This is a genomic window from Actinoplanes sp. NPDC049118, from assembly GCF_040648555.1.
GTDB lineage: Bacteria > Actinomycetota > Actinomycetes > Mycobacteriales > Micromonosporaceae > Actinoplanes.
This window is the reverse complement of record NZ_JBEZDY010000041.1, coordinates 39966-64443: the sequence shown is the minus strand read 5'-3', so window position 1 is coordinate 64443 and position 24478 is coordinate 39966. Positions and strand designations below refer to the sequence as shown.

At 70.6% G+C, this 24478-nt stretch carries 25 protein-coding genes; 10 read left to right on the top strand and 15 right to left on the bottom strand.

Annotation, left to right across the window (positions count from 1 at the left end):
• Positions 1 to 118: 118 nt before the first annotated feature.
• Complete coding sequence (locus tag AB0B58_RS39590; protein WP_360235546.1) at positions 119 to 322, bottom strand: hypothetical protein; 204 nt, start codon at positions 320 to 322, stop codon at positions 119 to 121.
• Between the two features lie 569 nt (positions 323 to 891).
• On the opposite strand from AB0B58_RS39590, the gene AB0B58_RS39585 reads away from it, so the two are divergent.
• Complete coding sequence (locus AB0B58_RS39585) at positions 892 to 1818, top strand: phosphotransferase (RefSeq protein ID WP_360235543.1); 927 nt, start codon at positions 892 to 894, stop codon at positions 1816 to 1818.
• An 86-nt stretch (positions 1819 to 1904) separates the two neighbouring features.
• Here the strand turns inward: AB0B58_RS39585 and AB0B58_RS39580 are convergent, their stop codons facing one another.
• Complete coding sequence (locus tag AB0B58_RS39580; protein ID WP_360235540.1) at positions 1905 to 2390, bottom strand: hypothetical protein; 486 nt, start codon at positions 2388 to 2390, stop codon at positions 1905 to 1907.
• A 63-nt stretch (positions 2391 to 2453) separates the two neighbouring features.
• On the opposite strand from AB0B58_RS39580, the gene AB0B58_RS39575 reads away from it, so the two are divergent.
• Genes AB0B58_RS39575 through AB0B58_RS39565 form a run of 3 tightly spaced genes read left to right on the top strand, consistent with a single transcriptional unit; the run spans position 2454 to position 4166 of the window.
• Positions 2454 to 3047: a Sir2 family NAD-dependent protein deacetylase gene (locus AB0B58_RS39575; protein ID WP_360235537.1), complete on the top strand. Its 594-nt coding sequence runs from the start codon at positions 2454 to 2456 to the stop codon at positions 3045 to 3047.
• Position 3048: 1 nt separating this feature from the next.
• On the top strand, positions 3049 to 3633 hold the full coding sequence (locus AB0B58_RS39570) for a hypothetical protein (RefSeq protein WP_360235534.1): 585 nt from the start codon (positions 3049 to 3051) through the stop codon (positions 3631 to 3633).
• 56 nt (positions 3634 to 3689) lie between these two features.
• Entirely contained in the window at positions 3690 to 4166 is a 477-nt protein-coding gene (locus AB0B58_RS39565; RefSeq protein ID WP_360235531.1) for an Appr-1-p processing protein, read from the top strand.
• A 25-nt stretch (positions 4167 to 4191) separates the two neighbouring features.
• On the opposite strand, the gene AB0B58_RS39560 is transcribed toward AB0B58_RS39565, so the two are convergent.
• From AB0B58_RS39560 to AB0B58_RS39530, 7 genes are all read right to left on the bottom strand, one after another.
• Positions 4192 to 4815, bottom strand: coding sequence for a DJ-1/PfpI family protein (locus tag AB0B58_RS39560; RefSeq protein ID WP_360235528.1), 624 nt, complete (start codon positions 4813 to 4815; stop codon positions 4192 to 4194).
• A 2-nt stretch (positions 4816 to 4817) separates the two neighbouring features.
• Positions 4818 to 5801: a DJ-1/PfpI family protein gene (locus AB0B58_RS39555; protein WP_360235525.1), complete on the bottom strand. Its 984-nt coding sequence runs from the start codon at positions 5799 to 5801 to the stop codon at positions 4818 to 4820.
• A 110-nt stretch (positions 5802 to 5911) separates the two neighbouring features.
• Positions 5912 to 6625 (bottom strand): hypothetical protein, encoded by a 714-nt coding sequence (locus AB0B58_RS39550; protein WP_360235522.1) that lies wholly within the window; start codon positions 6623 to 6625, stop codon positions 5912 to 5914.
• A gap of 79 nt (positions 6626 to 6704) precedes the next feature.
• The gene (locus AB0B58_RS39545) at positions 6705 to 7304 is read right to left on the bottom strand and encodes a DsbA family protein (protein WP_360235519.1); all 600 of its coding nucleotides are present in this window, start codon (positions 7302 to 7304) and stop codon (positions 6705 to 6707) included.
• A gap of 118 nt (positions 7305 to 7422) precedes the next feature.
• A complete protein-coding gene (locus AB0B58_RS39540) occupies positions 7423 to 8274 on the bottom strand; it encodes an SPFH domain-containing protein (protein ID WP_360235516.1) in 852 nt (283 codons plus the stop codon).
• Between the two features lie 240 nt (positions 8275 to 8514).
• The gene (locus AB0B58_RS39535) at positions 8515 to 9192 is read right to left on the bottom strand and encodes a GAP family protein (protein WP_360235513.1); all 678 of its coding nucleotides are present in this window, start codon (positions 9190 to 9192) and stop codon (positions 8515 to 8517) included.
• A gap of 27 nt (positions 9193 to 9219) precedes the next feature.
• Positions 9220 to 10341, bottom strand: a complete 1122-nt coding sequence (locus tag AB0B58_RS39530) for a catalase family protein (RefSeq protein ID WP_360235510.1) — start codon at positions 10339 to 10341, stop codon at positions 9220 to 9222.
• Between the two features lie 235 nt (positions 10342 to 10576).
• Between AB0B58_RS39530 and AB0B58_RS39525 the strand changes: the two genes are divergently transcribed.
• The 3 genes from AB0B58_RS39525 to AB0B58_RS39515 all read left to right on the top strand — a co-directional run bounded on the left by AB0B58_RS39525 (position 10577) and on the right by AB0B58_RS39515 (position 12778).
• On the top strand, positions 10577 to 11155 hold the full coding sequence (locus tag AB0B58_RS39525; RefSeq protein ID WP_360235507.1) for a hypothetical protein: 579 nt from the start codon (positions 10577 to 10579) through the stop codon (positions 11153 to 11155).
• An 11-nt stretch (positions 11156 to 11166) separates the two neighbouring features.
• The gene (locus tag AB0B58_RS39520; RefSeq protein WP_360235504.1) at positions 11167 to 12486 is read left to right on the top strand and encodes a Dyp-type peroxidase; all 1320 of its coding nucleotides are present in this window, start codon (positions 11167 to 11169) and stop codon (positions 12484 to 12486) included.
• A gap of 88 nt (positions 12487 to 12574) precedes the next feature.
• On the top strand, positions 12575 to 12778 hold the full coding sequence (locus tag AB0B58_RS39515; RefSeq protein ID WP_360235501.1) for a hypothetical protein: 204 nt from the start codon (positions 12575 to 12577) through the stop codon (positions 12776 to 12778).
• A 44-nt stretch (positions 12779 to 12822) separates the two neighbouring features.
• On the opposite strand, the gene AB0B58_RS39510 is transcribed toward AB0B58_RS39515, so the two are convergent.
• The gene (locus tag AB0B58_RS39510) at positions 12823 to 13593 is read right to left on the bottom strand and encodes an SDR family oxidoreductase (protein WP_360235498.1); all 771 of its coding nucleotides are present in this window, start codon (positions 13591 to 13593) and stop codon (positions 12823 to 12825) included.
• Positions 13594 to 13805: 212 nt separating this feature from the next.
• Between AB0B58_RS39510 and AB0B58_RS39505 the strand changes: the two genes are divergently transcribed.
• Entirely contained in the window at positions 13806 to 14363 is a 558-nt protein-coding gene (locus AB0B58_RS39505) for a hypothetical protein (RefSeq protein WP_360235495.1), read from the top strand.
• Positions 14364 to 14402: 39 nt separating this feature from the next.
• On the opposite strand, the gene AB0B58_RS39500 is transcribed toward AB0B58_RS39505, so the two are convergent.
• The 3 genes from AB0B58_RS39500 to AB0B58_RS39490 all read right to left on the bottom strand — a co-directional run bounded on the left by AB0B58_RS39500 (position 14403) and on the right by AB0B58_RS39490 (position 19802).
• Entirely contained in the window at positions 14403 to 16295 is a 1893-nt protein-coding gene (locus tag AB0B58_RS39500) for a PAS domain S-box protein (protein WP_360235492.1), read from the bottom strand.
• 372 nt (positions 16296 to 16667) lie between these two features.
• On the bottom strand, positions 16668 to 18479 hold the full coding sequence (locus tag AB0B58_RS39495; protein WP_360235489.1) for an alpha/beta hydrolase: 1812 nt from the start codon (positions 18477 to 18479) through the stop codon (positions 16668 to 16670).
• A gap of 348 nt (positions 18480 to 18827) precedes the next feature.
• Entirely contained in the window at positions 18828 to 19802 is a 975-nt protein-coding gene (locus tag AB0B58_RS39490) for a hypothetical protein (protein ID WP_360235486.1), read from the bottom strand.
• 212 nt (positions 19803 to 20014) lie between these two features.
• On the opposite strand from AB0B58_RS39490, the gene AB0B58_RS39485 reads away from it, so the two are divergent.
• Positions 20015 to 21241, top strand: a complete 1227-nt coding sequence (locus AB0B58_RS39485) for a hypothetical protein (RefSeq protein ID WP_360235483.1) — start codon at positions 20015 to 20017, stop codon at positions 21239 to 21241.
• Between the two features lie 143 nt (positions 21242 to 21384).
• On the opposite strand, the gene AB0B58_RS39480 is transcribed toward AB0B58_RS39485, so the two are convergent.
• Both AB0B58_RS39480 and AB0B58_RS39475 read right to left on the bottom strand, forming a co-directional pair.
• Positions 21385 to 21687, bottom strand: coding sequence for a hypothetical protein (locus AB0B58_RS39480; RefSeq protein ID WP_360235480.1), 303 nt, complete (start codon positions 21685 to 21687; stop codon positions 21385 to 21387).
• Between the two features lie 108 nt (positions 21688 to 21795).
• Positions 21796 to 23853 (bottom strand): transglycosylase domain-containing protein, encoded by a 2058-nt coding sequence (locus AB0B58_RS39475; RefSeq protein ID WP_360235477.1) that lies wholly within the window; start codon positions 23851 to 23853, stop codon positions 21796 to 21798.
• Between the two features lie 263 nt (positions 23854 to 24116).
• Between AB0B58_RS39475 and AB0B58_RS39470 the strand changes: the two genes are divergently transcribed.
• Positions 24117 to 24461, top strand: a complete 345-nt coding sequence (locus tag AB0B58_RS39470) for a helix-turn-helix domain-containing protein (protein WP_360235474.1) — start codon at positions 24117 to 24119, stop codon at positions 24459 to 24461.
• Positions 24462 to 24478: the final 17 nt, after the last annotated feature.

Here is a 24478-nt window from a genome sequence, read left to right as displayed (position 1 = left end):
TTGTCCGCGACCTGGTACATGCCGGAGGAAAAGCAGGAGCGTTTGGTGGCGCGGTTGGTTCAGACCTGATGCGCCCAGCCTGACCGCTTCGAAGTAGATCGATCAGCATCACGATGCACTAGGGTGCGGCGGGCTGCTGGCCGTCGGCGTCGGTCAGCATTGACGCGAGGGTGCGGGCGTAGCGCTCGGCGGCCGAGGCGGTCGCGGCGGCCACCCTCCGGCGCTCGCCCGGCACGGCGGCGTGGCGTCCGGAGAGTTCGCGGCGCAGCGCTTGCAGCTCGGACAGGTGACAGTCCAGCAGGTTCAGGATCTCGCCGTGCATCACGACACCTCACTCGACGATGCGGAAGCTCCTAGCGGGCCGGCCCGGCCCTGTTGCGGTGACAGCGGTGGCGCGTACCGCTGGGCCGGCCCGTCGCCGATCCTGCACGACGGGGACCGGCCCAGCACGTGCAGCTACTTCTTCTTGTCCTTCTTCTTGTCCTTCTTGGTCTTCTTCGCCTTCTTGGCCATGACCATGCTCCCTTCTTGTCGTCCGGGAGCCGGCGAGGTTCGACCACCACGGCACCCGACACAGGAGAACCCGTGTTCAACTCGAAGTGACCGCGCGTTCTACGATCAGCAACGTTGCAGACACGTTAGCCACTGAGATCCACGGTTGCCAATAGGCCGGCGTCCCCCCGTTCACGGACGACCGCCCGGTCCTGGCCCCTCTCGGTTCCGGCGGCGCATCCGGTGTCCCGCATGTCGGGAAGGCTTGCGGTGGCACGGAAACGGCACCCGGTCGCACGCGCCCAAGGACGCGACGCGTCGGCGTCCACCGTGGAAGGATGTCCGCGTTCCCATGGAGGAGACCGTGATGCCGACACGATTCGCCCGGGCGGATCGGCGGTGACCGGCCCGGGGTGGGTGCATCGCGTCGCCCGGGCGATCGCGGCGGCGGCGCTCGGCCGCGACCCCGGCCGGATGGCGCCCGCGGAGAGCCTCTCCCATCACGTCTACGTCGGCTCGGACATCGTCGTGAAGATCATCGATGCGGCGGGCCACTCGCGGCTGGACCGGGAGATCGTGCTGGCCCCCAGCCTGCCCGCCGGCCTGACGGCTCCGCTGCTCGACAGCGGGCGCTACCGGCTCGGCGGGCGCGAGGTCCGCTACGCGTGCTACGCCCGGGTGCCGGGCGTCGCTCCCGGCATCGGCATGCCCGGCCTCGACGCCGCGACCGCGCGCTCGCTGGCCGGGCAGGCGGTGCAGCGGCTCGGCGCTCTGCACGGCTGGGCTCCAACGGGACCCGCCCGGCGGACGCTGGGCCAGCCGCCGGACCACGGCGGTTTCGCCGGCCGGGCGGCGTTGTTCGCCGGGATCGAGGCCCTCGCCGCCGCCGACCGGGACGCATTCGTCCCGCGCACCCTTCTCGACGGTCTCGCGGCCATAGCCGAGATCGCGCCGCCGCGTGCCCGGACGGTCGTCCCGGTCCACGCCGACTGCCACTGGGGCAACTGGCTCGCCATCGCGGGCGGCGTGACCGCATTGCTGGACTTCGAGTGGGCCCGCCTCGGCGAACCGGTCGACGACTGGTTCTTCGTGATCGCGGACGCCGGCGAGCACCTGGAGACGGTCCTGGACGTCATCGCCAGGGAGACGGCGACTCCTCCGGAGCTCCTCCGCGCGGAATGCGAACTCCGGGAGGCCGCGTTCCTCACCTCCGACATCCTCGTCGCGCTCGGCGACCCCGATACCCACGCCCGGATGGCCGCCGCGCGTCTGCGCCGGCTCGGGGAGGTGATCGCCGGGCGTGCCTGGTGGCGCCCCGCTCGATGACACCCCCTCGGATGCCGCGCGCCGCCTCGCCGAGGCCCCGCAACCACCCACCCGGCGATCCCGACGACCCGGCCGGATGGTGATTCTCAGCGGAAATCAGGCGGGTAGACGTAGTGCACGTTCGAGCCCTTGACGAACAGGCGCCAGCATTCGATCGGACCTGACACCGCCGGGAATCCCTCGATCCGGATCTCGTCGGCGGCGACGAGACGGAAGGAGCCGCCGGGTCGCATCTCCGCTTCGAGTACGGGAACTCCGTCCCCGAATTCGGCGGTCATCGCCTTCGCGACGTGGTCGAACGTGGTCTCGTGCCGGTCGGCCGGGAGCCCCCGTTCCTCCGCCTGCGGATGCGGCCGGAGAAAGTCGTCGGAGCCGAGCAGGATGCTGTCGCCGCGGAGGATGCGGACGGGGCATTGGACGTGGAGCATGACCTCCTCGTCGCCGCGCCGCATGCCGATCTTCACCACGTCGAGGACGCGACCGACGTCGACGAGCACGGCTCCCCGCAGGCCGCTCACCATGCCCGCCAGCACATCAAGCGTGTGTTGCGGATCGCCATCCGACGCAGCCATCCAACGGCTCCACTTCGATAAGCGCGACGTTGTACCGACGATCAGCGTAGCCGTGACGGTTCGTTGATTTGGCGTGAACGGGAGAGTCGTCCGGCCCGGGTAAATGGCTCGTCGGCGTTCCGCCGGCGACTTGCCGGTCTGGAGCGCTCGGGCGTGGCGGTGCGAATCCTGACGCAGAACGTCGACGGGTTGCACCGCAGCGCGGGCTCCAGTGCGCGGAAGGTGCTCGAGTTGCACGGCGCGATGCGCGAGGTGGTCTGCACCGGTTGCCGCCGGCGCACGCCGAGCGAGCAGACGATGGCGCGGGTCCGGGCGGGTGCCGACGATCCCCGGTGCGTCGACTGTGGAGCGGTTCTGAAGCTGGCCGTCGTGCTGTTCGGCGAACACCTCGACCCGGCCACGACCGGCCTGGCCGGGCGGATCGCGGCCAACGCCCAGCTCATGCTCGCGGTCGGCAGCTCGCTGAGCGTCGAACCGGTCGCCTCGCTGTGCGCCGTGGCGGTCAACGCGGGCAACCGGCTGGTGATCGTCAACCGCGATCCGACCCCGTACGACGAGCTCGCCGCCGAGGTGATCCGGGAGCCGATCGGTGTCGCCCTCCCGCGGATCTGTGCCGCCCTGGCCGGTGCGTCGACGGTCGGCGGCTACGCTGTCTGAGATGTTCGTCTTCGGCCATCGCGATGAGCCGGCGGGCCCTCGTTCGCAGCGCCGGGGCCGCTGGGTCGCGGCCGCCGTCCTGGCCGTTGCCGCGGCGGCGCTCGGTGTGACCTGGTACGCCGACCACGGCGGGGGCGCCCGCGGCTATTCGTGCGGATTCGTGGCGGGTGATGACGAGGCGGCAGAGGAACTCTGTCATCGCAAGGCGCGCGACCGGTCTCAGCGGGCGGGCATCGACAACCCGGGACCCGTCGGATACGACGGCACCGCCTGGTTGATGCACGACGCGGTCCATCGCGCGCTCCTCTGCCCGCCGCCCGGGCCCGCGAGCTGCGACGACCGGCGCGCTCTTCGCCCGGCCACCGAGGCCGACGTGGTGACCGCCCGGAATGCTCTCAGCTCGGCGGCCCTGCCCGACAGCGTCGTCCGCCTCGCCCGCGGCGACGACCCCGCACCCCCGGGCGCCCTGGTTTACGCGCTGCTCATGGGCGATGGCTGCGTGGTCGGCTACCTCGACCTGGCATCGGGCGACCACGAGCACGAGGTGGCCGGCCTGCTGCCCAACGGCCGGTGCCTGTCGTCCTGACGGGGGAGCGGGGTAAACGGGTCGACGGCAGGCCCGGCAGCTGGCAGCATCGCGGCGTGATACCGCTGCGGATCATCGCGGGCGACGCGACCAGCCCCCAGGCCAAGGGGCCGAAGGTGGTCGCACATGTCTGCAATGACCTCGGCGGTTGGGGCAAGGGCTTCGTCCTGGCGGTCTCCCGCCGGTGGCCGGAGCCCGAACGCGACTACCGCCGGTGGCATCGCGAGCGCTCCGGCAACGACTTCGGCCTCGGCGCCACCCGGCTGGTCCAGGTCCGGCCCGACCTGTGGGTGGCCAACATGGTCGCCCAGCGCGGCATGCGAAGCGGCAGCAACGGACCACCCATCCGGTACGACGCCGTGGAGCGCTGCCTGACCGCCGTCGCCGGGCACGCCGTACGGCTGGGCGCCACGGTCCACCTGCCCCGCATCGGCTGCGGCATCGCCGGGGGCCGGTGGGAACGTATCGAACCGCTCGTCGTCGGTGCGCTGTGCGCACACGACATCGCGACCACCGTCTACGACCACGACTGACAGGCGGGGATCCGCCGGGAACCACTCAGCCGATCAGGCCGAGCGCGCGCTCGGCGATGCCGGCCGGTGCGGTTCTCGGCGAGCCGGCGTCGAACGGGGGCTGCGGGTCGTACTCCATCGCCAGCTGGACGGTCTGTGCCGTCGCGACGTCGGTCATGCGGGCCAGGACGGTCAGGGCCATGTCGATGCCGGCCGAGACGCCGGCCGCCGTGATGATCTTGTCGTCGATGACGACGCGTTCGTTCACGGGCTGTGCGCCGAACCCCGACAGGTGCTCGACCCATCCCCAGTGGCTCGTCGCCCTCCTGCCCTTCAGCAGTCCGGCGGCGCCCAGCAGGAACGACCCGCTGCACACCGAGGTGGTCCACCGGGTGCGTTCGTGGGCGACGGTGATCCATTCGATCAGGGCCGGATCGTTCAGCGCCTCGGCGGTGCCCGGCCCGCCCGGGACGACGATCACATCCGGGTACGGCAGGTCCGCATAGGACTTGGTGGCGGTGAGGGTGAGGCCGCCCTGATCGTCGAGCACCTCCCCGGGCCGGGCGGCCACGAAGGTGACCGTGTTGCCCGGCGCGAACGCCAGGACCGTGTACGGCCCGACGGCGTCGAGGGCGGTGTAGCGGGGGTACAGGGGGATGGCCACATGCATGTTCATTTCTCCTTGGCGGGGGATCGTTGCGTTGTCTGGAACCTGCGGCGGTAGTCGCCGGGTGAGATCCGCCAGTGCCGGCGGAAGATCCGGTAGAGGGTCTCCGAGCCGCCGAGCCCGGACTCCCGGGCGACCCGGTCCAGCGGGTCCGCGGTGACCTCCAGCCGCCGGCGGGCGGCCTCGGCGCGGCTGTGCTCGACGTACCGGCCCGGCGACATGCCCGTCTGGGCGGTGAAGAGACGGGAGAAGTGGCGTTCGCTCATCGCGCTGCGGCGTGCGAGGGCGGGCACGCTCAGATCCGCCGCGGGATTGTCGTCGATGAACGCCTGGAGCTCGCGGAATCGCTCGTCGTGCGGCACGGCGGCCTGCATCGGCGTGCTGAACTGGCTCTGTCCGCCGGGCCGCTGCAGGTAGACGACCAGGCCCCGCGCGACCTGGCGGGCGAGCTCGTGTCCGTGGTCCTCGGCCACGAGGGCGAGCGCCAGGTCGATTCCGGCGCTGACCCCGGCGGAGGTCCACACGTTGGCGTCCTTGACGTAGATGGCGTCCGCATCCACGTCGACCTGCGGGTAGTGGGAGGCCAGCTGGTCGGCCGCGAGCCAGTGCGTGGTCGCGCGGCGCCCGGCGAGCAGCCCGGCGGCGGCGAGCAGGAAGGCGCCGTTGCACACCGAGGCGATCCGGCGGCAGTGCGGCGCAAGCCTGGCGATCTCGTCGACCAGTTCCCGGTCGGCCGGGCGCGCCGACACGGACAGCCCGCCGACGACCAGCAGGGTGTCGATCGGCCCCGCGAGCTCGGCGAGGGCCGTCGGCGCGAGCGTGACGATCCCGCTCTGTGCGGGAACCTGCCCGGCCCGTACGGCGGCGATCTCCAGCCGGTAGCCGCCTCGGCGGGTGAGCAGGTTCGCGGTCGTGAAGACGTCGGCCGGGCCGGCCAGGTCGAGCAGCTGAAAGCCATCGAAGATCACGACGACGGTGCGGCGTTCCATGCCATCGATCGTCGCGGGCTGCCGAGCATGGCGTCAACGACACGAATATTGCAATCTAGGCCACGCCCGACCGGTGGTCGGTCACCGGTCGAGCCGAGCCGCCGATCGATCTACTCTTTCGGCTTGAGTTTCTCCACCGCCGCCGCCGCGATCTTCTCCACCTCGCCCTGGTCCGGCTTGGTCAGTCCGAGGACCATGATGGTGGCGGAGATGTCGCCCGAGGCGACGACGACCATCTTGCCGTGCATGGTCGTCTCGGGTTCCTTCATCTTCATGACGAACCGGATCCCGGTCGCGGCGTCGCCGAGCCGCGGCACCCGCAGCGGGAACTGCGTCATGCGGATCTCGTCGTCGCCCTTGTCGAGGGTGATGGCGCGGCAGCGGCGTGGCGCGTCGGCGTAGTCGGCGACGACGGCACGCGCGGCCTTGTCGCCGGTGGCGGTCAGGCTCTCGAACAGGACGGTGTTGTCCTTCTCCTTCATGAACATGACCTGCACGCTGTCCGCGGGTTTCCCGTCGGGGGCCGGCTTGATCGGCTTGTTGCACGCGTCGACCGTGCTGGGATCGGCCTTGGCCGGGTCCGTGAGTGTGGCGAAGCCCGCGGGCAGGTCGGACTTGGTGAGCAGGGCGTCCAGCAGCCGCTTGGAGAGGCGGCCCGGTTGTTCCGCATGCGAAGTCCGGGCGGCCGACGCCGGCGAAGCGGCGACGCGCGGGGATGCGGCGGCGTCGACCGCTGTCGCCGAGAGGCCTATCCCGGCGGACACGGCGATCGCGGCCGGGAGGCCGACGGCAAACCTGACTGATTTATGGGTGAATACTCGCATTTCAACACCGTAACCGGTGTTATGCCCGGGAGCCGCCGGGTTGGACCGAATCGGTCGTTATGCACCGAGTACCGTCGCGCTAGTCGAACCGGAGACCTCCGGTACGCGTGCGCTTGAGCTCGAAGAAGTCGGGATACCTGGCGAGGGCGACGGCCCCGTCGAAGATCTCGGCGGCCGTCTCACCGCGAGGGATGCTGCTCAGCACCGGCCCGAAGAAGGCAACCCCGTCGATGTGGATCGTCGGGGTGCCGACGTCCGAGCCGACCGGATCCATGCCCTCGTGGTGGCTCTTGTACAGGGCGTCGTCGAACTCGGTGCTGCTCGCCGCGCCGGCCAGTGACGCGGGCAGGCCGACCTCGGCGAGCGCCGCCGGCACCACCCGGTCGAAGTCCTTGTCGTCGCCGCTGTGGATGCGCGTGCCGAGGGCGGTGTAGAAGTCGCGCAGCACCGGCTCGCCGTGCTGCTGTGCGGCAGCGGTCGCGACCCGCACCGGGCCGAGCGAGCGGTCGACCAGGTCGCGGTACCACTCGGGCAGTTCGCGGCCCTCGTTGAGCAGGTACAGGCTCATCACGCGGAAGCGCAGGTCGACGTCGCGCAGGCGCTCGACCTCGAGCATCCAGCGGGAGGTTATCCAGGCGAACGGGCAGGCGGGGTCGAAATAGAAGGTCACCGTCGTCACGGCACCAACGCTACGACCTGAGTGGCCCTACCGTTGGGCCAATTCGGGTGTGTTCTGATGGGCCAATCCGCCGCAGCGTGCCGGCGCCGCCGCGCCGGCACGCCGCGGTCGCGCCCCGTCAGTCGGGGAGGAGGCCGTCGCTGTGCTTGTCGAATCCGATGTAGAGCCGCGCCGCGGCGTTGGTGCCCAGCGCGCCGAGCGTCTCGAGCTCGCGCAGCCGCAGCAAGGCCGGGTGCTGAGCGTACGCCTCGGCGGCCTCGGCGAGCCGGCGCAGGGCGTCGACCTCGGCCTCGGTCCGGATCCGCTTCGCCGCGGCGTCGCCCTCCGCGGCCAGCCGCGTCGACTCGACCCGCGCCTGCGCGGCGACCCGCTCGGAATCCGCCTTGGAGTTCGCCTCCAGCGCCTCCCGGTCGGCGCGGGTGCGCGCCTCGACCATCTGCGCCTCGGCCATCCGCTGTGCCGTCAGCACCCGGTTCATGATGTCCTGCAGGTTGCCCGGGAACACCAGATCCTTGACGTCGGCGCGAATGATCTCGACGCCGTAGCCGGCGGAGACCCCCTCGACGTCGCGGAGGATGTCCTCGCTGAGCTGGTTGCGGTTGGTGAGGATGGCCTCCAGCGTCATCGACGCCAGGGAGCGGCGCGCGGCGAGCTGCACGTCGCTGTACACCCGGTCGCCGTAGTCGGCGACCTGCTCGATCGCCGCGACCGGGTCGACGACCCGGAAATGGGTGATGATGTTGACCCGCACCGCGACCTTGTCGGCGGTCAGGATCTCCTGGCCCTTGATGTTGAGCTCGCGCTCACGCAGGTCGACCGGGACGACCTCGACCCGCGGCAGGCGCTGTCCGGGGTACCGGCGGGCGGGCAGCCGGTAGCGGCCGGGCTCGAGAACCTGGTCGAAACGGCCGTCGACGTATCGAAGACCACGGAAACCGCTGCGGACGATCACCTCATGGCGATTGGGCATGACTCACCTCTATATCGGGGATATCCCCGAAACAACCGGGACGAAGGGTGGCCCCGTAGCGGTTCCGATGTGAAGGATCGGTCGCCGGGAAGGCAGCGGACCAGCTTGGTTTGATCGCCAGTGCGTCCGTTGTGGTAGGCGCTTGCTTCTGAAGCCGCCGGGGCCGAATAGAGAATGGCAAACGCCCCGGCCCGGCCACAACGCAATTTCCGCGAAGCGGCGGGCACCCGCGTGAAGGCGTCAGTGAATCAGGATCCCGATCCCGTCACCGAGCAGCTTCATGCCGAGCACGGTGAACAGCACCGTCATGATGGCGGCGTTGTGCAGCGCGGCCCAGCTCTTCCAGCTGGAAAGGGTGTTTCTGGCGCGTTCTCCAGCGACCAGGAACACCACCAGCGGAATCAGGATCCCCAGGGAGCCGATGAGCACGAACATCGCAAGCACCACGATCTGCTGCCCGCCGGGAATCCCGGACGCGCTGATCGCGGCGGATGCGGCGATGGTCAGCCCGGCGTTCTTGGCGTTCGCCGCGGACAGCACGAGCGCCAGGCCGGCGATCTTCACCGGGGTGAACTGGTCGATCGCGGCCATCCACCTGGGCAACTCCGCCTGCGAGGAGTCCTTGGGGCGGTGCCGCCACTGCTGGAGGGCCAGCAGGACGAGCAGCAACCCGATGACGAGCTTGAGAACGCCCACCCAGGTGGCGGGCTGCCCGTTCTCGGAGGCGCCCTCCGGATTGGCGATCGCCAGCGTGAGCGCGCCGAGCGCCGAGAGCCCGACCAGCCAGCCGGCGGCGAACACCAGTCCGCTCAGCCGCCCGCGGGGGGTCGCCAGGATGAGAATCATCGCGATGATCGGGAGCGGACTGATCATCACACCTGCCGCGAAGCCCAGCTCATCGCCGAGAACCGCACCCATACCGGCCTCCTGATCGAGGGCTGCCGCTTACGGCAGCACTTCGTCCGCGCTGCGTGGCTCGCGGCGTTCCTGGTTGTTGAGCTCGTGGCGCAGGATGGAGGACTGGCGGTAGACCTCCTTGCGTGCGCGCATCAACTCGCCGAGCGGCGCGTGCGCGGCCGTGACCCGCCACGGGGTGAAGGAGAGCGCGTCCATCTTCCTGAGGTTGTCGTCTCCGGAGATGTCCTGCTGGGGCAGGCGCAGCTTGGCCACCGTGACGAACGGCGACAGCTTCTCCGGCCACTCGACGGTGAGGTCCTCGACGGGCATCCGCTGCAGGTCGGCGCAGAGCTGGACCTGGATGTCGAACGTGTAGGGCCGGTCGCGGAGCTCGGCGGCCAGGGCGGGCCGGAAGACGTCCTCCGCGGACGACGGGTCGATGGCGCGCTGGACCACGGCCGCCGCGGAGGCGGGGTCGGGTGCGAAGCGGACCTTGGCGATGTAGTCACCGTGCCGGACCGCGCCCATCGACCAGTACGTCGAGAGCAGGAGGTTCACCAGGGGCCGCTGCGCGACGACGAGGAAGGCCAGGAACTCGTCCCACGCCCAGTCCTCCTCGCTCAGCGTTCCCTTGCCGGTGATGAAGTCCCGGTAGAACCGGTGCTGGCCGGGACGGCCCTGCGCGAAGTACTCCGGCGCGTCGAGAAAGAGTTCCTGGATGAACAGGTAGTGCTCGACGGTGTTGCAGAAGAAGATCGGGGCGTTGATGTTGGTGTAGTCGAAGGTGTGGCTGTCGGGCTCGTCCTCGAGCAGCGTCTCCCCGTCGATGTCGAAGATCTTCAGCGCCAGTCCGGTCGCCTTGCCGAGCCGCGCGTCGGCGCCGGCATGCGGCGAGCCGTTGGAGAAGCGGATGAGCGCGTCGTGCCGGCCGGGTGTGGCGTAGATGCCCTGTGCGTACTCGGCGGGCAGGTCGCCGAGGATCTCCACCTCGCCCCGGACGACTCCGTACCCCTTGGCGTGTGCGTCTCGCACCGCCTGCCCGGTGCCCTCGGAGGTGACCGACCCGGTGATGAACCGCTGGGTCTTCCCGATCACTGTCTGGGAGTGCTTGTCGAAGTGGGTATCGACGACCTCAACGTCCGGTGTGTATGGAACGAACTTTGATGCCATGACTCGACCGACTTCCGGTTGTGTCCGATATCGGGGCTATGAGGTATTTTCGCATGAACTCTAGCCCAGCTTGATGGCACGGATCCCGAGATCGAGGGACGCTGTTTCTGTTCCGTCTTTCGTCAATCCCGCAGTCCGGCGCCGGTGGCGTGTCCAGAATCGGTGACGAGGGCGATGGCGCCTCATCCCTGAGCACCGGGCGACCCTCGGACGAATCCGCGGCAGGAGACTCACCATGGCCGGAAAATCGACAGCCCAGCTCGAGCGCAAAGGCGCGAAGGATGGGATGAGCACCGAGTTCACCGTCTTTGCCAAGATCAAGCCCGGTCATGCGGATGCGCTGCGAAAGGTTCTCGCAGCAATGGCCAGCCCGGCGGCAGACGCCAATGCCCACGACGCGGTGCGCGAGATCGGCACCCTGCACGACGCGCGCCACGTGATATTCGACAACGACACCCAGGTCATGTTCGCCAGCGTCTTCGACGGCACCTGGGACGACTACATCGACGACTTCGCCAAGACGGTGGTCGGGGACCGCTTCGGACAGGTCTTCCAGCACTGCGAGGACTTCCCCGGCATCAAGGATCCGGGGGTGAAGAACTGGTTCCTCGAGCGCCAGGAGCGCGCGGCGGTGTTCATCAGCTCCTATCCCGATCTGACCGTTCAGCAGATCTGGAAGGACCAGCACGTGAACGAGGCGTTCCAGGCGCTACTGGACACCCCGGAATTCCGCGAGATGCTGGACAACCCGGCCATCGCGGCGCTGAAGGCCACGCCGGAGTTCCAGAGGCTGATGGAGGAAGCGGAAGCCTAGGACCCCCAACCGTGGGTATCGAGATCGACGACATTCAGAGCGGGGCGTTGCGCCCACGGCCCGTGCCGTACGAGGGCAGGTTCATGTTCCTGCGCGTCGACGACCGCCACGCCGGGCGAACCCTGCTGCGCCGGCTGCTCCCGGTTGTCGGGGGCGGCCTGGCCGATCCGGACCCGAGCCGGGACGCCTGGGTGTCGGTCGCGTTCACCTACTCAGGGCTGCGGGCCCTCGGGGTTCCCCAGGAATCACTGGACAGCTTCTCGGAGCCGTTTCGCGAGGGCATGGCCGCGCGTGCGGACCGGATCGGCGACGTCGGCGAGAGCGCCCCGGCCAACTGGGAGCCACCGTTCGGAACGGGCGATGTGCATGTCGCGGTCAGCGCGCTCTCGCCTGACGCGGGCCGGCTGCACACCGCCCTGGAGCGGGCACACATCGCCCTCGAGGACACGCCCGGCGTGCGGGTCATCTGGCGGCAGGAGGTGCGCCAGCTCCCGACCGGGCGTACCACCTTCGGCTTCCGCGACGGCATCAGCCATCCGAACATCGAGGGCGTCGGGCTGCCCGGCTCCAACCCGCATGAGGCACCCATCAAGGCCGGCGAATTCATCCTCGGCTACCCCGACGAGACCGGCAATCTGCCGCCCATGCCCAGCCCCGAGGTGCTGGGGCGCAACGGGACCTACGTCGCCGTGCGCAAGATCCGGACCAAGGTGGCGGCCTGGCGGCAGTACCTGCGCGCGAACACCTCCGGCGAACAGGACGAGGCGCTCCTGGCGGCGAAGATGGTCGGGCGCTGGCCGAGCGGGGCGCCGCTGACGCTCACCCCGGAGCACGACGACCCGGAGCTTGGCGCCGATCCGCACCGCAACAACGACTTCCTGTACCGGGAGAACGACGATCGCGGCCTGCGGTGCCCCGCCGGCGCGCACATCCGGCGTGTCAATCCCCGCGACGCCGCCATCGTCGGCGACGCGCGGATGCACCGCCTCATCCGCCGCGGCACCACCTACGGCCCGCCGCTGCCGGAGGGCGTCATGGAGGACGACGGCGCCGACCGGGGCCTGATCGGCGTCTTCACCGGGGCCAATCTCGGCCGGCAGTTCGAGTTCATCAAGGCCGAGTGGGTCAACGACGGCAACTTCATCGGGTATCCCGGCGAACAGGACCCGATCGCCGGACACCACGACGGAACCGGCACCGTCACCATCCCCGAGAAACCGATCCGGCGCCGCCTGCGGAACCTGCCCAGCTTTGTGGCCACCCGCGGCGGCGAGTACTGCTTCCTCCCGGGCCTGCGCGCCCTGCGCTGGATCGCCGAGCTGGAGGACTGAGGAGCGACCGAAAGGCCACCCAAAGATCTTCGTCGATCATTGCGGACGCATGCGTGCGAGGTCCGCACGCTCGATGAAGGAGGAGTTCATGCAGCGACGGATGGCCGTCCTGGGCCGCGCCCTGCTCGTACCGGCCGCGATCGCGGTGGCCGGCCTGGCCGTGGCCGCGCACGCTGGTGACGTGGCATCGCCGTCCGAGGGCCCGACCGGCGTGGCGCTGATGCCGATGATCGGCTCGGGAACCCACCCGGTCGAGGCGGCGCTCGACTCCTGGGGTGTCGGCAACGGCTGACACCGATGCGCCCGGCTCCGCTCCCGGAGCCGGGCGTTCCGGCCTCAGCGGCCGAGCACGGCGCCGCCGTTGAGGCCGATGATCTGTCCGGTCAGGTACCCGGCGTCCGGTGAGGACAGGTAGCGGACGGCCGCCGCCACGTCGGCCGGTGTGCCGGCGCGGCCGACCAGGGTGTCGGCGACCTTCGCGGACACGAAGTCCGCGGTGTCCCGGCCGTGGAAGATCTCGGTGTCCTCGACGTAGCCGGGCGCGAGGACGTTCACCGTGATTCCGTCCCTGCCGAGCTGCCGGGCCAGGCCGAAGGCCCATCCGTGCAGGGCCGCCTTCGCCGCCGCGTACGACCCGGCCGAATGCGGCCCGGCGCCGCCCCGTTGGGCCGCCGCGGAACTCACCATGATGAGGCGGCCGCCCGGGCGGCTCAGCTGGTTCACCAGCGCGCTGGTGAGCAGCACCGCCGTGAGCAGGTTGACGTCCAGGTCATGGCGCCAGGACGAGGCCAGGGCCTCGAGGCTGTCGTCCGCCGGGGGCGTGATGATCGCTCCCGCGTTGTTGACGAGCACGTCGACTGCGCCGAGTTCGGCGATCCGCGCGGCCGCGTCGCGGACCTGTCGCGGGTCGGCCAGATCCGCGCTGATCGGGATCGCGTGTTCGCCGTGCGCGGCCCGGTTGATCTCGGCGCTCGCCCGATTCAACGGTTCGGGCCGCCGGCCGATGATGACCACCCGGTCGCCCTGTTCCGCGAACATGCCGGCGATCCGCCGGCCGATGCCCGTCCCGCCGCCGGAGACCACCGCAAGCCGGCCCGCTGTCGTCATGCGGCCACCATAACGATCATCACCCCGGTCCGTCTGTGCAAGATGAACCATTCGGTGAGAGAAGTTACGTTCTCTTTGCAAACTCTTGCAGAATGCCCGAACCGCCCTAGGCTGTCGCTGCCGATCTTCCAATGAGGACGGCCCTGCCGCGCGCCGCCGAGGTGAATCCACGGCGGGCCGGACATCGTCACCGCGACATCCCCAGGAGATCCATGCGCTCGATCAGCAAGATCCTGCTCGCCCTTCTCGTCGGTCTCGCGGGCGCGCTCGCCGCCGTGAGCCCGGCCGGCGCGTCGGCCTCGCCGCCGCAGGAGCTCGGCGGGCTCGACCTCGGTGCGTACTGCCGCTCGCTCGGAAACGCCGACGCCGTCCTGACCGGCTCGACCGCCTATGACTGGCACTGCGTCGGCGCCGACGGCCGTCGGAGCGATCTCACGTTCGAGGCGGCCTGCCGCTGGACGTACGCGACGGGCAGCGCCGTCGACCGCATCGGCGACTTCCGCGATCCCGCGTCGGTCCGGTGCTGGCGGGTTGCGCCCGGCGCCGTCGCGCCGGACTTCGAGAACTACTGCACGTCCAGGGGCCACAGCGCCGCGGCGCTGCTCGGTGCCACGGTCTACGACTGGCGGTGCGTCAACCACAGCCGTGGCGGGCCGACCTACTTCCCGGTCGATGTCCTCGCGGTCTGCCGGAAGACGACCTCCGGTGCCGGCACCGTCGAACGGTTCGTCAACTTCCACGACGCGCGCACCTGGCAGTGCCGGGTCTGAGCACCAGGTGACGGGATGCCGCGATCTCGCGGCATCCCGTCAGGGCTGCGCGGGTGCGGATCTGGCGGCGGTGGCCGCCCGGTGCACGGCCCGCAACAGCTCCTCGGCGGTGAACGGCCTGTGCACCACCGGGATGCCGGCGGCGCACAGGCGGTGCACGTTGGCGATGTCCTCCGCGTAGCCGGAGATCAGCAGCACCGGCATCGACGGGTGCTCCCGGCGGACCACGTCGACGAGCTGTGTGCCGGACATCCCGAGCATGATGACGTTGGTGAGCAGCAGGTCGAACGGCCGCCGGCGGAGTTCGTCGAGGGCGGCCGGGCCGTGCCCGACGATGGTGACCCGGAAGCCGTGTGATTCGAGGATACGGCCGGTGACCCGGCCCGCCTCGCTGTCGTCCTTGTCCAGGACGTCGTCCTCCACCAGCAGGATGTGCCGGCCGTCGCCGCGGGGCACCGGGGCGGGGGCGCCGGCCGGCGGGTCGTCCGCGGTGGCCAGGGGCAGCAGGATCTGGAAGGTGGTGCCGACGCCGGGTTCGGAGTCGAGGGTGATGCCGCCGCCGGCCGCGGCGACGATGCCGTACACGGTGGCCAGCCCGAGCCCGGTGCCGTGCTGTTTGGCCTTCGTGGTGAAGAAGGGTTCGAAGATGTGAGCGGCGACCTCCGGCGGTATGCCGGTGCCGGTGTCGGTGACCCGGAGCCGGACGTAGGTGCCGGCGGGCAGCGGTGGCTGCCGGTCCGGGTCGTCGGGAACCTCGACCGAGTCGGCCTCCATGGCGATGACCCCGCCGTCGGGCATCGCGTCGCGGGCGTTGATCACGAGGTTGAGCAGGATCTGTTCGATGCGGCTGCGGTCGGCCCGGACGGTGACGGGCTCCTCGGCCAGGTGCGCGACCAGTTCGATGTGTGCGCCGATGCTGCGCTGCAGCAGGGCGCGGGTCTCGGCGATCACGGCGTTGAGGTCGATGAGTTCCGCGTTCGCGGGTTCCTTGCGGGCGAAGAGCAGCAGCTGCCGGGTCAGGTCGCGGGCGCGGTCGGCGGCCGCCCGGGCACGGTCGAGATCCCTGCTCACCTCCGGGTCGGTGGTCTGCTCGCGGGCGAACTCGAGATAGTTGAGATTGATCGCGAGCAGGTTGTTGAAGTCGTGCGCGATGCCACCGGCGAGCTGACCGAGGCTCTCCAGCCGTTCGGCGCGCGCCGACCGCTCGAGGATCTGCTGGCGCTGCCGTTCGGCGCGTTTGCGGGCGGTGATGTCGCGTTCGATCCCTGCGCCGCCTACCACGGTGCCGTACTCGTCGCGCACCGGTGAGACGCTCGACGACACGTCGATGACGGTGCCGTCCTTGTGTATCCGCTGGGTTTCCAGCATGCCGACGGTCTGGCCCTCGGCGAGCCGGGCCATGATGGCCGGGAACCGCGCCGCCCGCTCCGGCTTGAGCAGCATGGTGATGCTCCGTCCGATCGCCTCCTGCGCCGTCCAGCCGTAGACGCGCGTGGCGCTGTCGTTCCAGGTGGTGATCGTGCCGATCAGGTCGGTGGTGATGATCGCGTCACCCGACGACTCCACGATGGCGGCGAGCGTCGACCGGTTCTCGGCGGCCCCGTAGCCTCGACCCTCCAGGACCTGTTGATGGCGGGCGACGGCCATGCTGAGCAGGGTCGTACCGGCGATCACCGAGAGCCCCAGCACCTGGACGGCGGTGCCGGCCAGCCCCTGCCAGGACGACGTGCCCCCCGCCACCAGCAGTGCGAACACGCCGACGGCGGCCACCGACCGGGGGCGCGCCGACGCCGCCGCCAGCACCGGGCCGAGCACGACGACCCCGAACATCATCAGCTGCGGCGGTGTCGCGAGGTCCGCGATACCCCAGGCGATGACCAGCAGCACCGCGGTCGCCAGGATCCCGACGTGCCGCCATCGCCCTTTCCTCATCGCGGCCCCCTGGAGCAGCTGCCGAACGCCGGACATCAACGCCTGCGGCGCACCCGGCCCGGCCCTGGACACCCCTCGTGAACCGCTGGTCCCGGGAATCGGCGCACGTCGGCAGGCCGCAGCACCCGGCGTGCGGCAACCGTGCATTTCAGGATCCCACGCCCCCGGCCGGAGAGCCGCTGAACCGACCGAATCCGCGTCGCGCTCGCGGCCATTCCCGAGCGCCGTCGTCGTGCTGGGGACGCTCTTCGAACGGCCGCTGGACCTCACCGATCAGGGCCCGGCCCGGTGCACGGACGCCGAAAGCCCCGGTCGCCGACCACGGAGGGGTCGGCGACCGGGGCTACGGGGTTGCCCGGCCGGTGCGCTCGGTCAGCGCAGCGCGCCGGCGACGACCGCCGCCGGGAAGGGACCGGCGACCGGCGGAAGCTGCTTGGCCTCCGCGGTGGCCGGCCCGTTGCCGGCCGCGTCGGCCCGCGCCGCGCCGCCCGCCGCCTTGATGATCAAGCCGTCCCGGCTGGTGAACGGCTGGATCGGCGAGTGGCAGGTGGTGCCGGCCGCGGGGAGGGTGCCGCGCAGCAGGTAGCGGTCCATGGCGGTGGTGACGCAGGTGGAGGTGCCGTACGCGGTGTGGCCCCAGTTGTCGCTGGAGAGCAGCACGCTGCCGGGCAGCAACCTGGCCGCCGACACCGCCTGCCGGTAGCTTGTCGCCGGGTCCCAGTGGTTGCCGACGAACAGCACGGGCGCGCCGGTGGTCCGGTTGAACGGCCCGCGGTAGGCGTCCTCGTCACGCACGGTCCACGCGTCGCCGGCGCAGGAGACGGTTCCCCAGCCCCAGGCCCGGCCGAAGTACGGCGCGCGCTCGTCCTCGGCCGCGGTCAGCGCCGGCCACAGCGCGGCGTCGCCCGGGTGGTCGGCGTCGGTGCAGATGACCCCGCTGAAGGCCTCGACGGCGTTGACGTACGGGAAGTCACGGGCCGGCGTACGCAGCCGGGCGAGGCGATCACGCAGCGCCGCCCGAGCGGTCGCCCGCTGCTTCGCGGTCGCGCTGGTCGGCGCGGCGAGCAGAGTGGAGACGATCGCGGCGAGGTAGGTGACGGACTCGCCGCCCCAGGCGGAGTACAGGGACATCAGCGTGATGCCGACGAAGTCCGCATAGGTCAGCCGTTCCGTCTTGCCGTCGTAGCGGCCCAGCACCAGGGGCTTGGCGCGCAGTTTGCGGGCGATCGCCGCGAAGTGCCGCACCGGGTCACCGGCGGCGAACTCGCATCGCCGCACGCCGGCGCGGTCGCAGCGAAGCAGCAGCGTGTGCAGCGCCTTGTACGCGGCGTCCGCCGAGCGCAGCCGGTCGTCCTGCAACGAGCCCTGGTCCGTCGTGCCGCCGGTCCAGGACCGCGGGTTGACGACGCCGTCGAGGGCGAGCGCGCGGACCCGGTCGGGGAACATGTTGGCGTAGTACTGCCCGAGCACGGTGCCGTAGCTGAAACCGAGGTAGGTCAGCTTCGGGTCGCCGACCGCGCGGCGCAGGACGTCCATGTCGCGGGCCGCCTCCGCGGTGGACATCGCCCCGGCCAGTTCCGCGCCGGTGGTGGAGCAGGCCTGGCCGATCGCGCGGGCCGCCTTGGTGTAGTCGGCCTCCTCCACGGCGCCGTACGGGAAGAATTTCTCCAGGTGCCTCTGGTTCAGCGTCTGCTCGCGCGTCGAGGAGAAGCACTTGAGGTTTTCGCTGAATCCCAGGCCGCGCGGGTCGAAGCCGACCACGTCAAACCGGTCGAGGACGCTGTCGCTGAGGAATCCGGGGGCCATGAAGGCCATCTCGGTGCCGGAGCCACCGGGGCCACCGGGGTTGACGAACAGGCTGCCGATCCGGCTCGCCTGCTTGCGCGCCTTGATCCGCAGCAGGGCGATCTCCACCGACGCGCCATCCGGATCGTCGTAGTCCAGCGGCAGCCGGGCGGTGGCGCACTGCGCGGGGCCGTAGCAGTTGTACCAGCGCAGGGCCGGCGTCGGTACCCGGTCGACCCGCTCGGCCTCCTGCTCGCTGGTGACGTCACCGGTGACGCCGGTGGTCGTGGCATTGACGGCGCGGACGACCGGCGTGGCCGCCCCCGCGGGCACGATGGCCGTGCCGGCGAGTAGCGAACCTATGAGCCCGGCACCGAGCAGACGAGCGATGAGCGACATTGCGGGAAAGCCTCCTGGAGAGCGGCGCAGACCGAAAGAATCGACGTCGCCGTTACGGCAGGTGACCGTCGTCACGATGCCCGGCGACCGCCGCGCTCGTCTTTCGGGATCAAGTAACGCATCTCGCCTGAATCCACATAATCGGCCGACTACGCTATGTAGTCGCCCGGCCGGGGGAGGCGTGCCGATCGAAGGGGTACCGCCGGTCCGCTGTTCGGATGACCGCCGGCGCGGCGGACGCCACATCCGCCCCGGAATTCGCAGGAGCCGCCGCGCACGGGACCGTCAGCGGGCGCCACCCTGCGCGCCCGCGGTGCGGCGCAGGCGGGCGTGGGGGACGCCGGCGCCTCAGGAAAGGGTGTACGGAGTCAGGCCGGAACCGCCGATCATCCGGAAATGCCGGCCGTCGTTGTCCAGCACCGTCCGGCCCTCCCGTTCGCCGGCCAGCCATTCCAATTCAAGATCGAACAGGCAGTCACACTTCTTCGCGGTCACCGTGAGCAGAAAGATCTCCGGCGAGTCCGGGCGTACGTAATAGAAGTCCTCGGAATCGTCGTCCCGCTCGGGCCGGACGGTCGGCCGGGGGTCGTCGAGATCGGTGTGGAAGCGGCGCACGTCGCCGCCGGCCCCGCATTCACATTTGAAGGTGACCGCCAGCCCTTCCGGATTTTCCCTGCGCTCGCGCACGCGGACCTGCACGCGTTGCAGGAGCACCGTCTCGGCGGTCGCGGACTGTACCGCCACCTCGATCGCCGCCTCGTCCACATAGGGGAGTTCCGGCTGCCGGCCGGCCCGCTTCGCGCTCACCAGCGCGGCGGCCGAGCCCGCCCAGTAGTAGCGCGTCGCGGTTCCCGGATCACCCTGCACCAGCTTGCAGCACCAGCGGGCCTTGGCGCGTACCGCGCCGGCGGGGGCGGTGCCGGCGGACGAGGGTGCCGGCCGGGCCTCGGGGCGCGTGCCGGCGGCGCCGTCGCGCACGACGCTGACCACGACGATGGCGAGTACCGCCAGCGCGGCCAGCGCGATGACGGCCGAGCCGGCCAGGTTGATCTGGTGGCCGCCGGCGGTCCGGACGCTGCTGTCGCCGACCTGCGCCCGGATCGTCGCCGGACCAACCGGGCCGGTGCCGCCCTGACCGGTCCCGCGCTCGCCGGGCCCGGCGCCGCTCGCCGGCCACAGCCACATCGTCGCCGCGATCACGGTGGTGGCGATGCCGATCGCGAGGTCCCAGCGGTTGAAGTCGCCGGCTTTCGCGCCGGGCAGCAGACTTCCGGCGGTCCAGGTGGTGAGCCCGAAAACCAGTGCCAGAACCGGGACGATCAATAGTTTCTTCCCGCGCCGAAACCGTTGCCGTGGTGAATCTTCTTCGGAATTGGAGTCCTCCGCGGAATGCATTCCCACTGGCACCTTCCCCGATCGACTTGGCGGCTGCAATGATAGCTGCCGGTCATTTCCGGACCACCGGTCTCCTCCTCTCGGTGGACGCGGAGGAAATGGCGAAATGATCGTCGGCAGTGATCGAAGGGAATCGTGTCATGCACCGATCGGGACCGGTCGGCGGGCGCAGGCTCGTCCTCGTCTGCCTGGGTGCGGCGGCCGCCGTCGCGGCGGCGGCCGTGATCGCCTTCGCTCCTCGCGGCACGGAGGCCGTGCCGCCGCCGACGCCGACGACGGCGGCCGGCCCGACGGTTGCGGCCCGCAGGAGCGGACCGTCCAACGTGTACGTCCTCGGCGCGGGCCCCGCCCGGCTGTACAAGGCCGATCTCGAGGCCGGCCGGATCCGCCGGTTCCTGAAGCTCGAGCACGACGCCATGGAGATGGCGTTCACCCCCGACGGCCGCACCATGATCGCCATGGGGGTGGACGGCACCCGGCTGATCGACGCGCGGACGGGCGCGGTGCGGGGAACGGTCCCGCTGCTGAGCACGCCGACCACGATGCAGCTCAGCCCGGACGGAGGCACCATGTACCTGCTGGGCCTCGTCGGGCCCGGCAGGCTGCGGCTCATCGCGGTGAACGTCGCGGACGGCAACGCCGCTGCACCGGTCGACGTCGGCGCGAGCGCCAACGCGATCGCGCTCAGCCCGGACGGCCGGACCCTCTACGTGGTGGATCCCGGCCAGGTCTCGATGACCCAGGACGGCACGATCGACTACGGCCCGGGCCGGCTGACCGCGATCGACACGGCCACCGGGCGGGCCGGGCGCCCGATGGTGCTGCCGGGTTACGTGCAGCGGCTCGTGTTCACGCCGGACGGCAGGACCGCGTACGTGATCACGGGGGATGCCGTCACGCCCATCGACACGGCGACGATGGCGGCCGGGCCGGCGGTCGAGGTTCCCGGCGACCCGCTCGACATCGTGGCCGACGCTCGGACCGTCTACGTCCTGTGCGAGCACGCGACGATCGAGGACGGTGAGATGGTCGTCGCGCCCATCGACGTGGCGACGGCGAAGCTGCGCGCCCCGATCACGGTGACCGGTGTCGGCCACGGCGCCTATCGGATCACCCTCGCGCCGGGCGCGGGCCGGGCCTACGTCTACGGCGGCGGCTCCACGATCGGCCGGATCGACACCACCGACGACACCGCGGGCCCGCCGGTCAAGCTCAGCGGCGCCCCGCACCAGATCGACTTCAGTCGTGACGGCGCGACCGCCTACGTCCTGACCGAGGAGTCGCTTCAGCCGGTCGACACGGCGTCCGGCGCGCCGGGCAAGGCGGTCAAGCTGCCGCGCGGCGCGGTGGGGATCGCGGCAGGCTGAAACGGGTCAGTGTGGCAGCGCCTCGACGAGGTCGTCGGCGGAGGTGCCGGCGGGTCACCGCAGTTCATGGTCGGACACGCCAGAGCCGGGCGTCCACCCGTCGGCGACGGCGGCGCGCCCGGCTCGGGGAGCGATCGGCGGGGCTAGAACTGGTCGGGGGTGTCGAGTTTGCGGTAGAAGGTGATCTGCGGCGGGCCCTGGGCGCCGGCCTCCTGCATGACCCGCGGGATCTCGGGCTGGCTGTCGAAGAACTTCTGGAACGTCGCCTCGTCCGGCCACTCGTCGATCACGAGAACCTCGCCGTCGCCGGCGGCGAAGGTGTGCCGGGTGGCGCCGGCCGCCTGCCCGGCGTCGGAGATGCCTTTCATCAGTTCGGCGTTGGCGTTGGCGAATCGTTCGAGGGCGGTCGGATCGGCCTTGACGCGCAGGATCATGATAACGGGCACGTGACCTCCAGAATCTCCTGAGAAGTCCACTCTAAATACTTCTGAAGCCTTTTCCGCCGCGATTCACCACTACGAGTGACCGCTTCATTTACTATCCGTTAAGGACGGTCAGTCGCTGCGGCGCGGAGCGGGGGACGAGCCCTTCTCCTCCTGGCTCCCGGACCGGGCTTGCGGTGCCGACCGCTCCGGATCGGGCTCGACCTTGTCCAGCGGTACCGGCTTCCCGCCGGGCCGGGATCCGGCCTCGGGAGCGACGTCGAAGGCGCCCGGCCGGCCGAGATTGGCGGGTTCCGGCAGGGGCGTCACCGGCCGGCCGCGCAGCGCCTCCCGGGTGAAGGCCTTCCAGAGCTGAGCCGGCAGGTTCTCGCCCTCGATGGCCTTACCGCCCTTGTCGCGGATCGGCCCGGGGTCACCCTTGCCGATCCACACCACGCTGGCCAGCTCGGGCGTGTAGCCGGCCATCCAGGCGTCCTGGTTGTCGGAGGTGTCGCCCCACTGCTGGGTGCCGGTCTTGCCGGCGGCCGGGCGGTCCGGCGCGATGCCGTTCTTCTGTACGACCGCGGCGAGCACGGACGTGACGTCGGCGGCGGCCGCCTTCTCCAGCGCGTACCGGGGCTGGGTCCCGGCCTTCCAGAGCCGGCGCCCGTCGGCGCCGGTGACCGATTCGACGAAGTGCCGGTGGTGCCGGACACCGCCGCCGGCGAACGTGCCGTACACGGTGGCGAGGTCCGCCGGGGTGACCGCGTAGCGGCCGATCGCGATGTCCGGGCGGGTCCGGCCCGGCTTCGGGTCGCCCTTGCCGTCGACCAGTGCGCGGGTGTCGCCGTAGGCGGGTGGAATGCCCAGATCGTGGGCCATTCTGCGGACGCTATCCGCGCCGAGCTTCTCGGTGACGGCGTAGAACGGCGTGTTCAGTGACTCGATCATCGACTGTTCCAGCGTGCAGTCCGGGCACTGCACGTCGTCGTGGTTGTAGAGCGGCACGCCGAGCCGGCCCGGGAACGACCGCGGCGAGCTGCCGTCCCATCGCGACTGCGCGCTGATCCCGGCCTTCAGGGCGGTGGCCAGCACGATCGGCTTGAACGTCGACGCGGCGGGGTGCGCGGCAGCGGCGTCGTCGAAATAGCCGCGTTGCTTGCCGCCGTAGTGCGCGAGGACGCCGCCGCTGCGCGGATCCACCGCGACCAGCGCCACCCGCAGGTCCTTGGGCTGCCCGGCCAGGTGCTTGGCGACCTGGGCGATGCCGGCACCCTGCGCCTTGGCGTCCAGCGTGGTGACGACGGAGAGGCCCTGCGTGTGCAGCGCCCTCGAGCTCACGCCGTTGTCGGCCAGCTCCTGCTCCACCCGGTCGATCACGATGCCGTTCGGACCGGCGTCGGCCGTCGACGACCGGGACACCTTGGGATACTCCAGGGCCGCGGTCAGCCAGCCCTTCTCCCGCGCCGCGTTGACGATCCAGGTCCAGCGCTGCTGCGCGGCCGCCGCATCGTTGGCCGGGTCGAATCCGAACGGGTCCTTGATCGTGGCCGCGAGCACCACGCCCTGCGCGGCGGTCAGCCGGTCCGTCGTCACGCCGAAGTAGGCGTACGCCGCCGCGGCGATCCCGTAGGCGTTCCGGCCGTAGTAGATCGTGTTGAGATAGCGCTCGAGGATCTCGTCCTTGGTGAACTTGCGCTCCAGCTTGATGGCGAGCGCGAACTCCTTGGCCTTGCGGTCCAGGGACACGTCCTGGGTCAGGAACGCGTTACGCGCGTACTGCTGGGTGACCGTCGACGCGCCCTCGCGCCTGCCGCCGAGGTTCGCCACCGCGGCGCGCAGTATGCCGCGTACCGAATATCCGGAGTGGTCGTAGAAGTCGCGGTCCTCGGCGGCCAGGACCGCCTGCCGCACCTGCGGGGGCACCGCGGACAACGGCACGTCGTTGTGGTTCTGGGTGCCGACCCGGGCCAGGATCGTCTTCGCGTCGCGGTAGAAGAGCGTCGACGCCTGCACCTCGACCGGATCCGCCGGCAACCGCACCGACTGCACGTATCCCACCACGGTGATGCCGGCACCGGCCGTCAGTACCGTGACCGCCGCCGTCGCCCACTTCAGCAGGCGACGCGCCCGGCTCCGGCGCCGGTGACGCGGCCGGGACTCCTTGTGTTCGTCAATTTGATCAGACACGTCTTCCAGACGTTTGCGGCCGTCCCCAGGGTGGCGAAAACGCTGAACTACTTTGCGTCAGGCACCCTTAACGCGCTCGAAACACAGTCTGATCTGCGCGTTCGCAAGGGTTCAACGGAATCGGGTGCAATATGTCTCGATCATCGTCGGCCGCAATGGGCCGGCCCGTGCGGCCTCGATCGGTCACGCCGGTGTGACCCTCGGTTGCCGCGCGCTTTCGATTCGGAAATAGAATCGGGGATCAAGGCATGGGGAGGGCGAAAATGGTCAGGCCGGGTAAACCCGTTCGCGGATCGAGCACCGGCCGGCCGCTCATGGCCGCGCTCGACCTGTTCGGACGCCGATGGAACCTCCGCATCGTCTGGGAGCTGCGCGACGGGGCCGTCGGCTTCCGCGCGCTGCAGCAGCGCTGCGACGACATGTCCTCCAGCGTCCTGCGGCAGCGGCTGAACGAACTGCTCGACGCCCGCCTCGTCGAGCAGCTGCCGGACGCCGCCTACACCCTTACCGAGCTCGGGCACGGCGCCTACCGCGCGCTGCGACCCCTCGTGCGCTGGTCCGGCGAGTGGGCATCGACCGTGGCGACTCCGCCTGGTGCTTCTGAATAAGAAGCGCTACCGTGCTT

Excerpts from the sequence above, each read along its gene's own strand:
- AB0B58_RS39590 (WP_360235546.1), bottom strand. The coding sequence starts at position 322 with ATGCACGGCGAGATCCTGAACCTGCTGGACTGTCACCTGTCCGAGCTG.
- AB0B58_RS39580 (WP_360235540.1), bottom strand. The coding sequence starts at position 2,390 with ATGGCTGCGTCGGATGGCGATCCGCAACACACGCTTGATGTGCTGGCG.
- AB0B58_RS39570 (WP_360235534.1), top strand. The coding sequence starts at position 3,049 with ATGTTCGTCTTCGGCCATCGCGATGAGCCGGCGGGCCCTCGTTCGCAG.
- AB0B58_RS39560 (WP_360235528.1), bottom strand. The coding sequence starts at position 4,815 with ATGCATGTGGCCATCCCCCTGTACCCCCGCTACACCGCCCTCGACGCC.
- AB0B58_RS39555 (WP_360235525.1), bottom strand. The coding sequence starts at position 5,801 with ATGGAACGCCGCACCGTCGTCGTGATCTTCGATGGCTTTCAGCTGCTC.
- AB0B58_RS39550 (WP_360235522.1), bottom strand. The coding sequence starts at position 6,625 with ATGCGAGTATTCACCCATAAATCAGTCAGGTTTGCCGTCGGCCTCCCG.
- AB0B58_RS39540 (WP_360235516.1), bottom strand. The coding sequence starts at position 8,274 with ATGCCCAATCGCCATGAGGTGATCGTCCGCAGCGGTTTCCGTGGTCTT.
- AB0B58_RS39535 (WP_360235513.1), bottom strand. The coding sequence starts at position 9,192 with ATGGGTGCGGTTCTCGGCGATGAGCTGGGCTTCGCGGCAGGTGTGATG.
- AB0B58_RS39530 (WP_360235510.1), bottom strand. The coding sequence starts at position 10,341 with ATGGCATCAAAGTTCGTTCCATACACACCGGACGTTGAGGTCGTCGAT.
- AB0B58_RS39525 (WP_360235507.1), top strand. The coding sequence starts at position 10,577 with ATGGCCGGAAAATCGACAGCCCAGCTCGAGCGCAAAGGCGCGAAGGAT.
- AB0B58_RS39515 (WP_360235501.1), top strand. The coding sequence starts at position 12,575 with ATGCAGCGACGGATGGCCGTCCTGGGCCGCGCCCTGCTCGTACCGGCC.
- AB0B58_RS39510 (WP_360235498.1), bottom strand. The coding sequence starts at position 13,593 with ATGACGACAGCGGGCCGGCTTGCGGTGGTCTCCGGCGGCGGGACGGGC.
- AB0B58_RS39505 (WP_360235495.1), top strand. The coding sequence starts at position 13,806 with ATGCGCTCGATCAGCAAGATCCTGCTCGCCCTTCTCGTCGGTCTCGCG.
- AB0B58_RS39500 (WP_360235492.1), bottom strand. The coding sequence starts at position 16,295 with ATGAGGAAAGGGCGATGGCGGCACGTCGGGATCCTGGCGACCGCGGTG.
- AB0B58_RS39495 (WP_360235489.1), bottom strand. The coding sequence starts at position 18,479 with ATGTCGCTCATCGCTCGTCTGCTCGGTGCCGGGCTCATAGGTTCGCTA.
- AB0B58_RS39485 (WP_360235483.1), top strand. The coding sequence starts at position 20,015 with ATGCACCGATCGGGACCGGTCGGCGGGCGCAGGCTCGTCCTCGTCTGC.
- AB0B58_RS39470 (WP_360235474.1), top strand. The coding sequence starts at position 24,117 with ATGGTCAGGCCGGGTAAACCCGTTCGCGGATCGAGCACCGGCCGGCCG.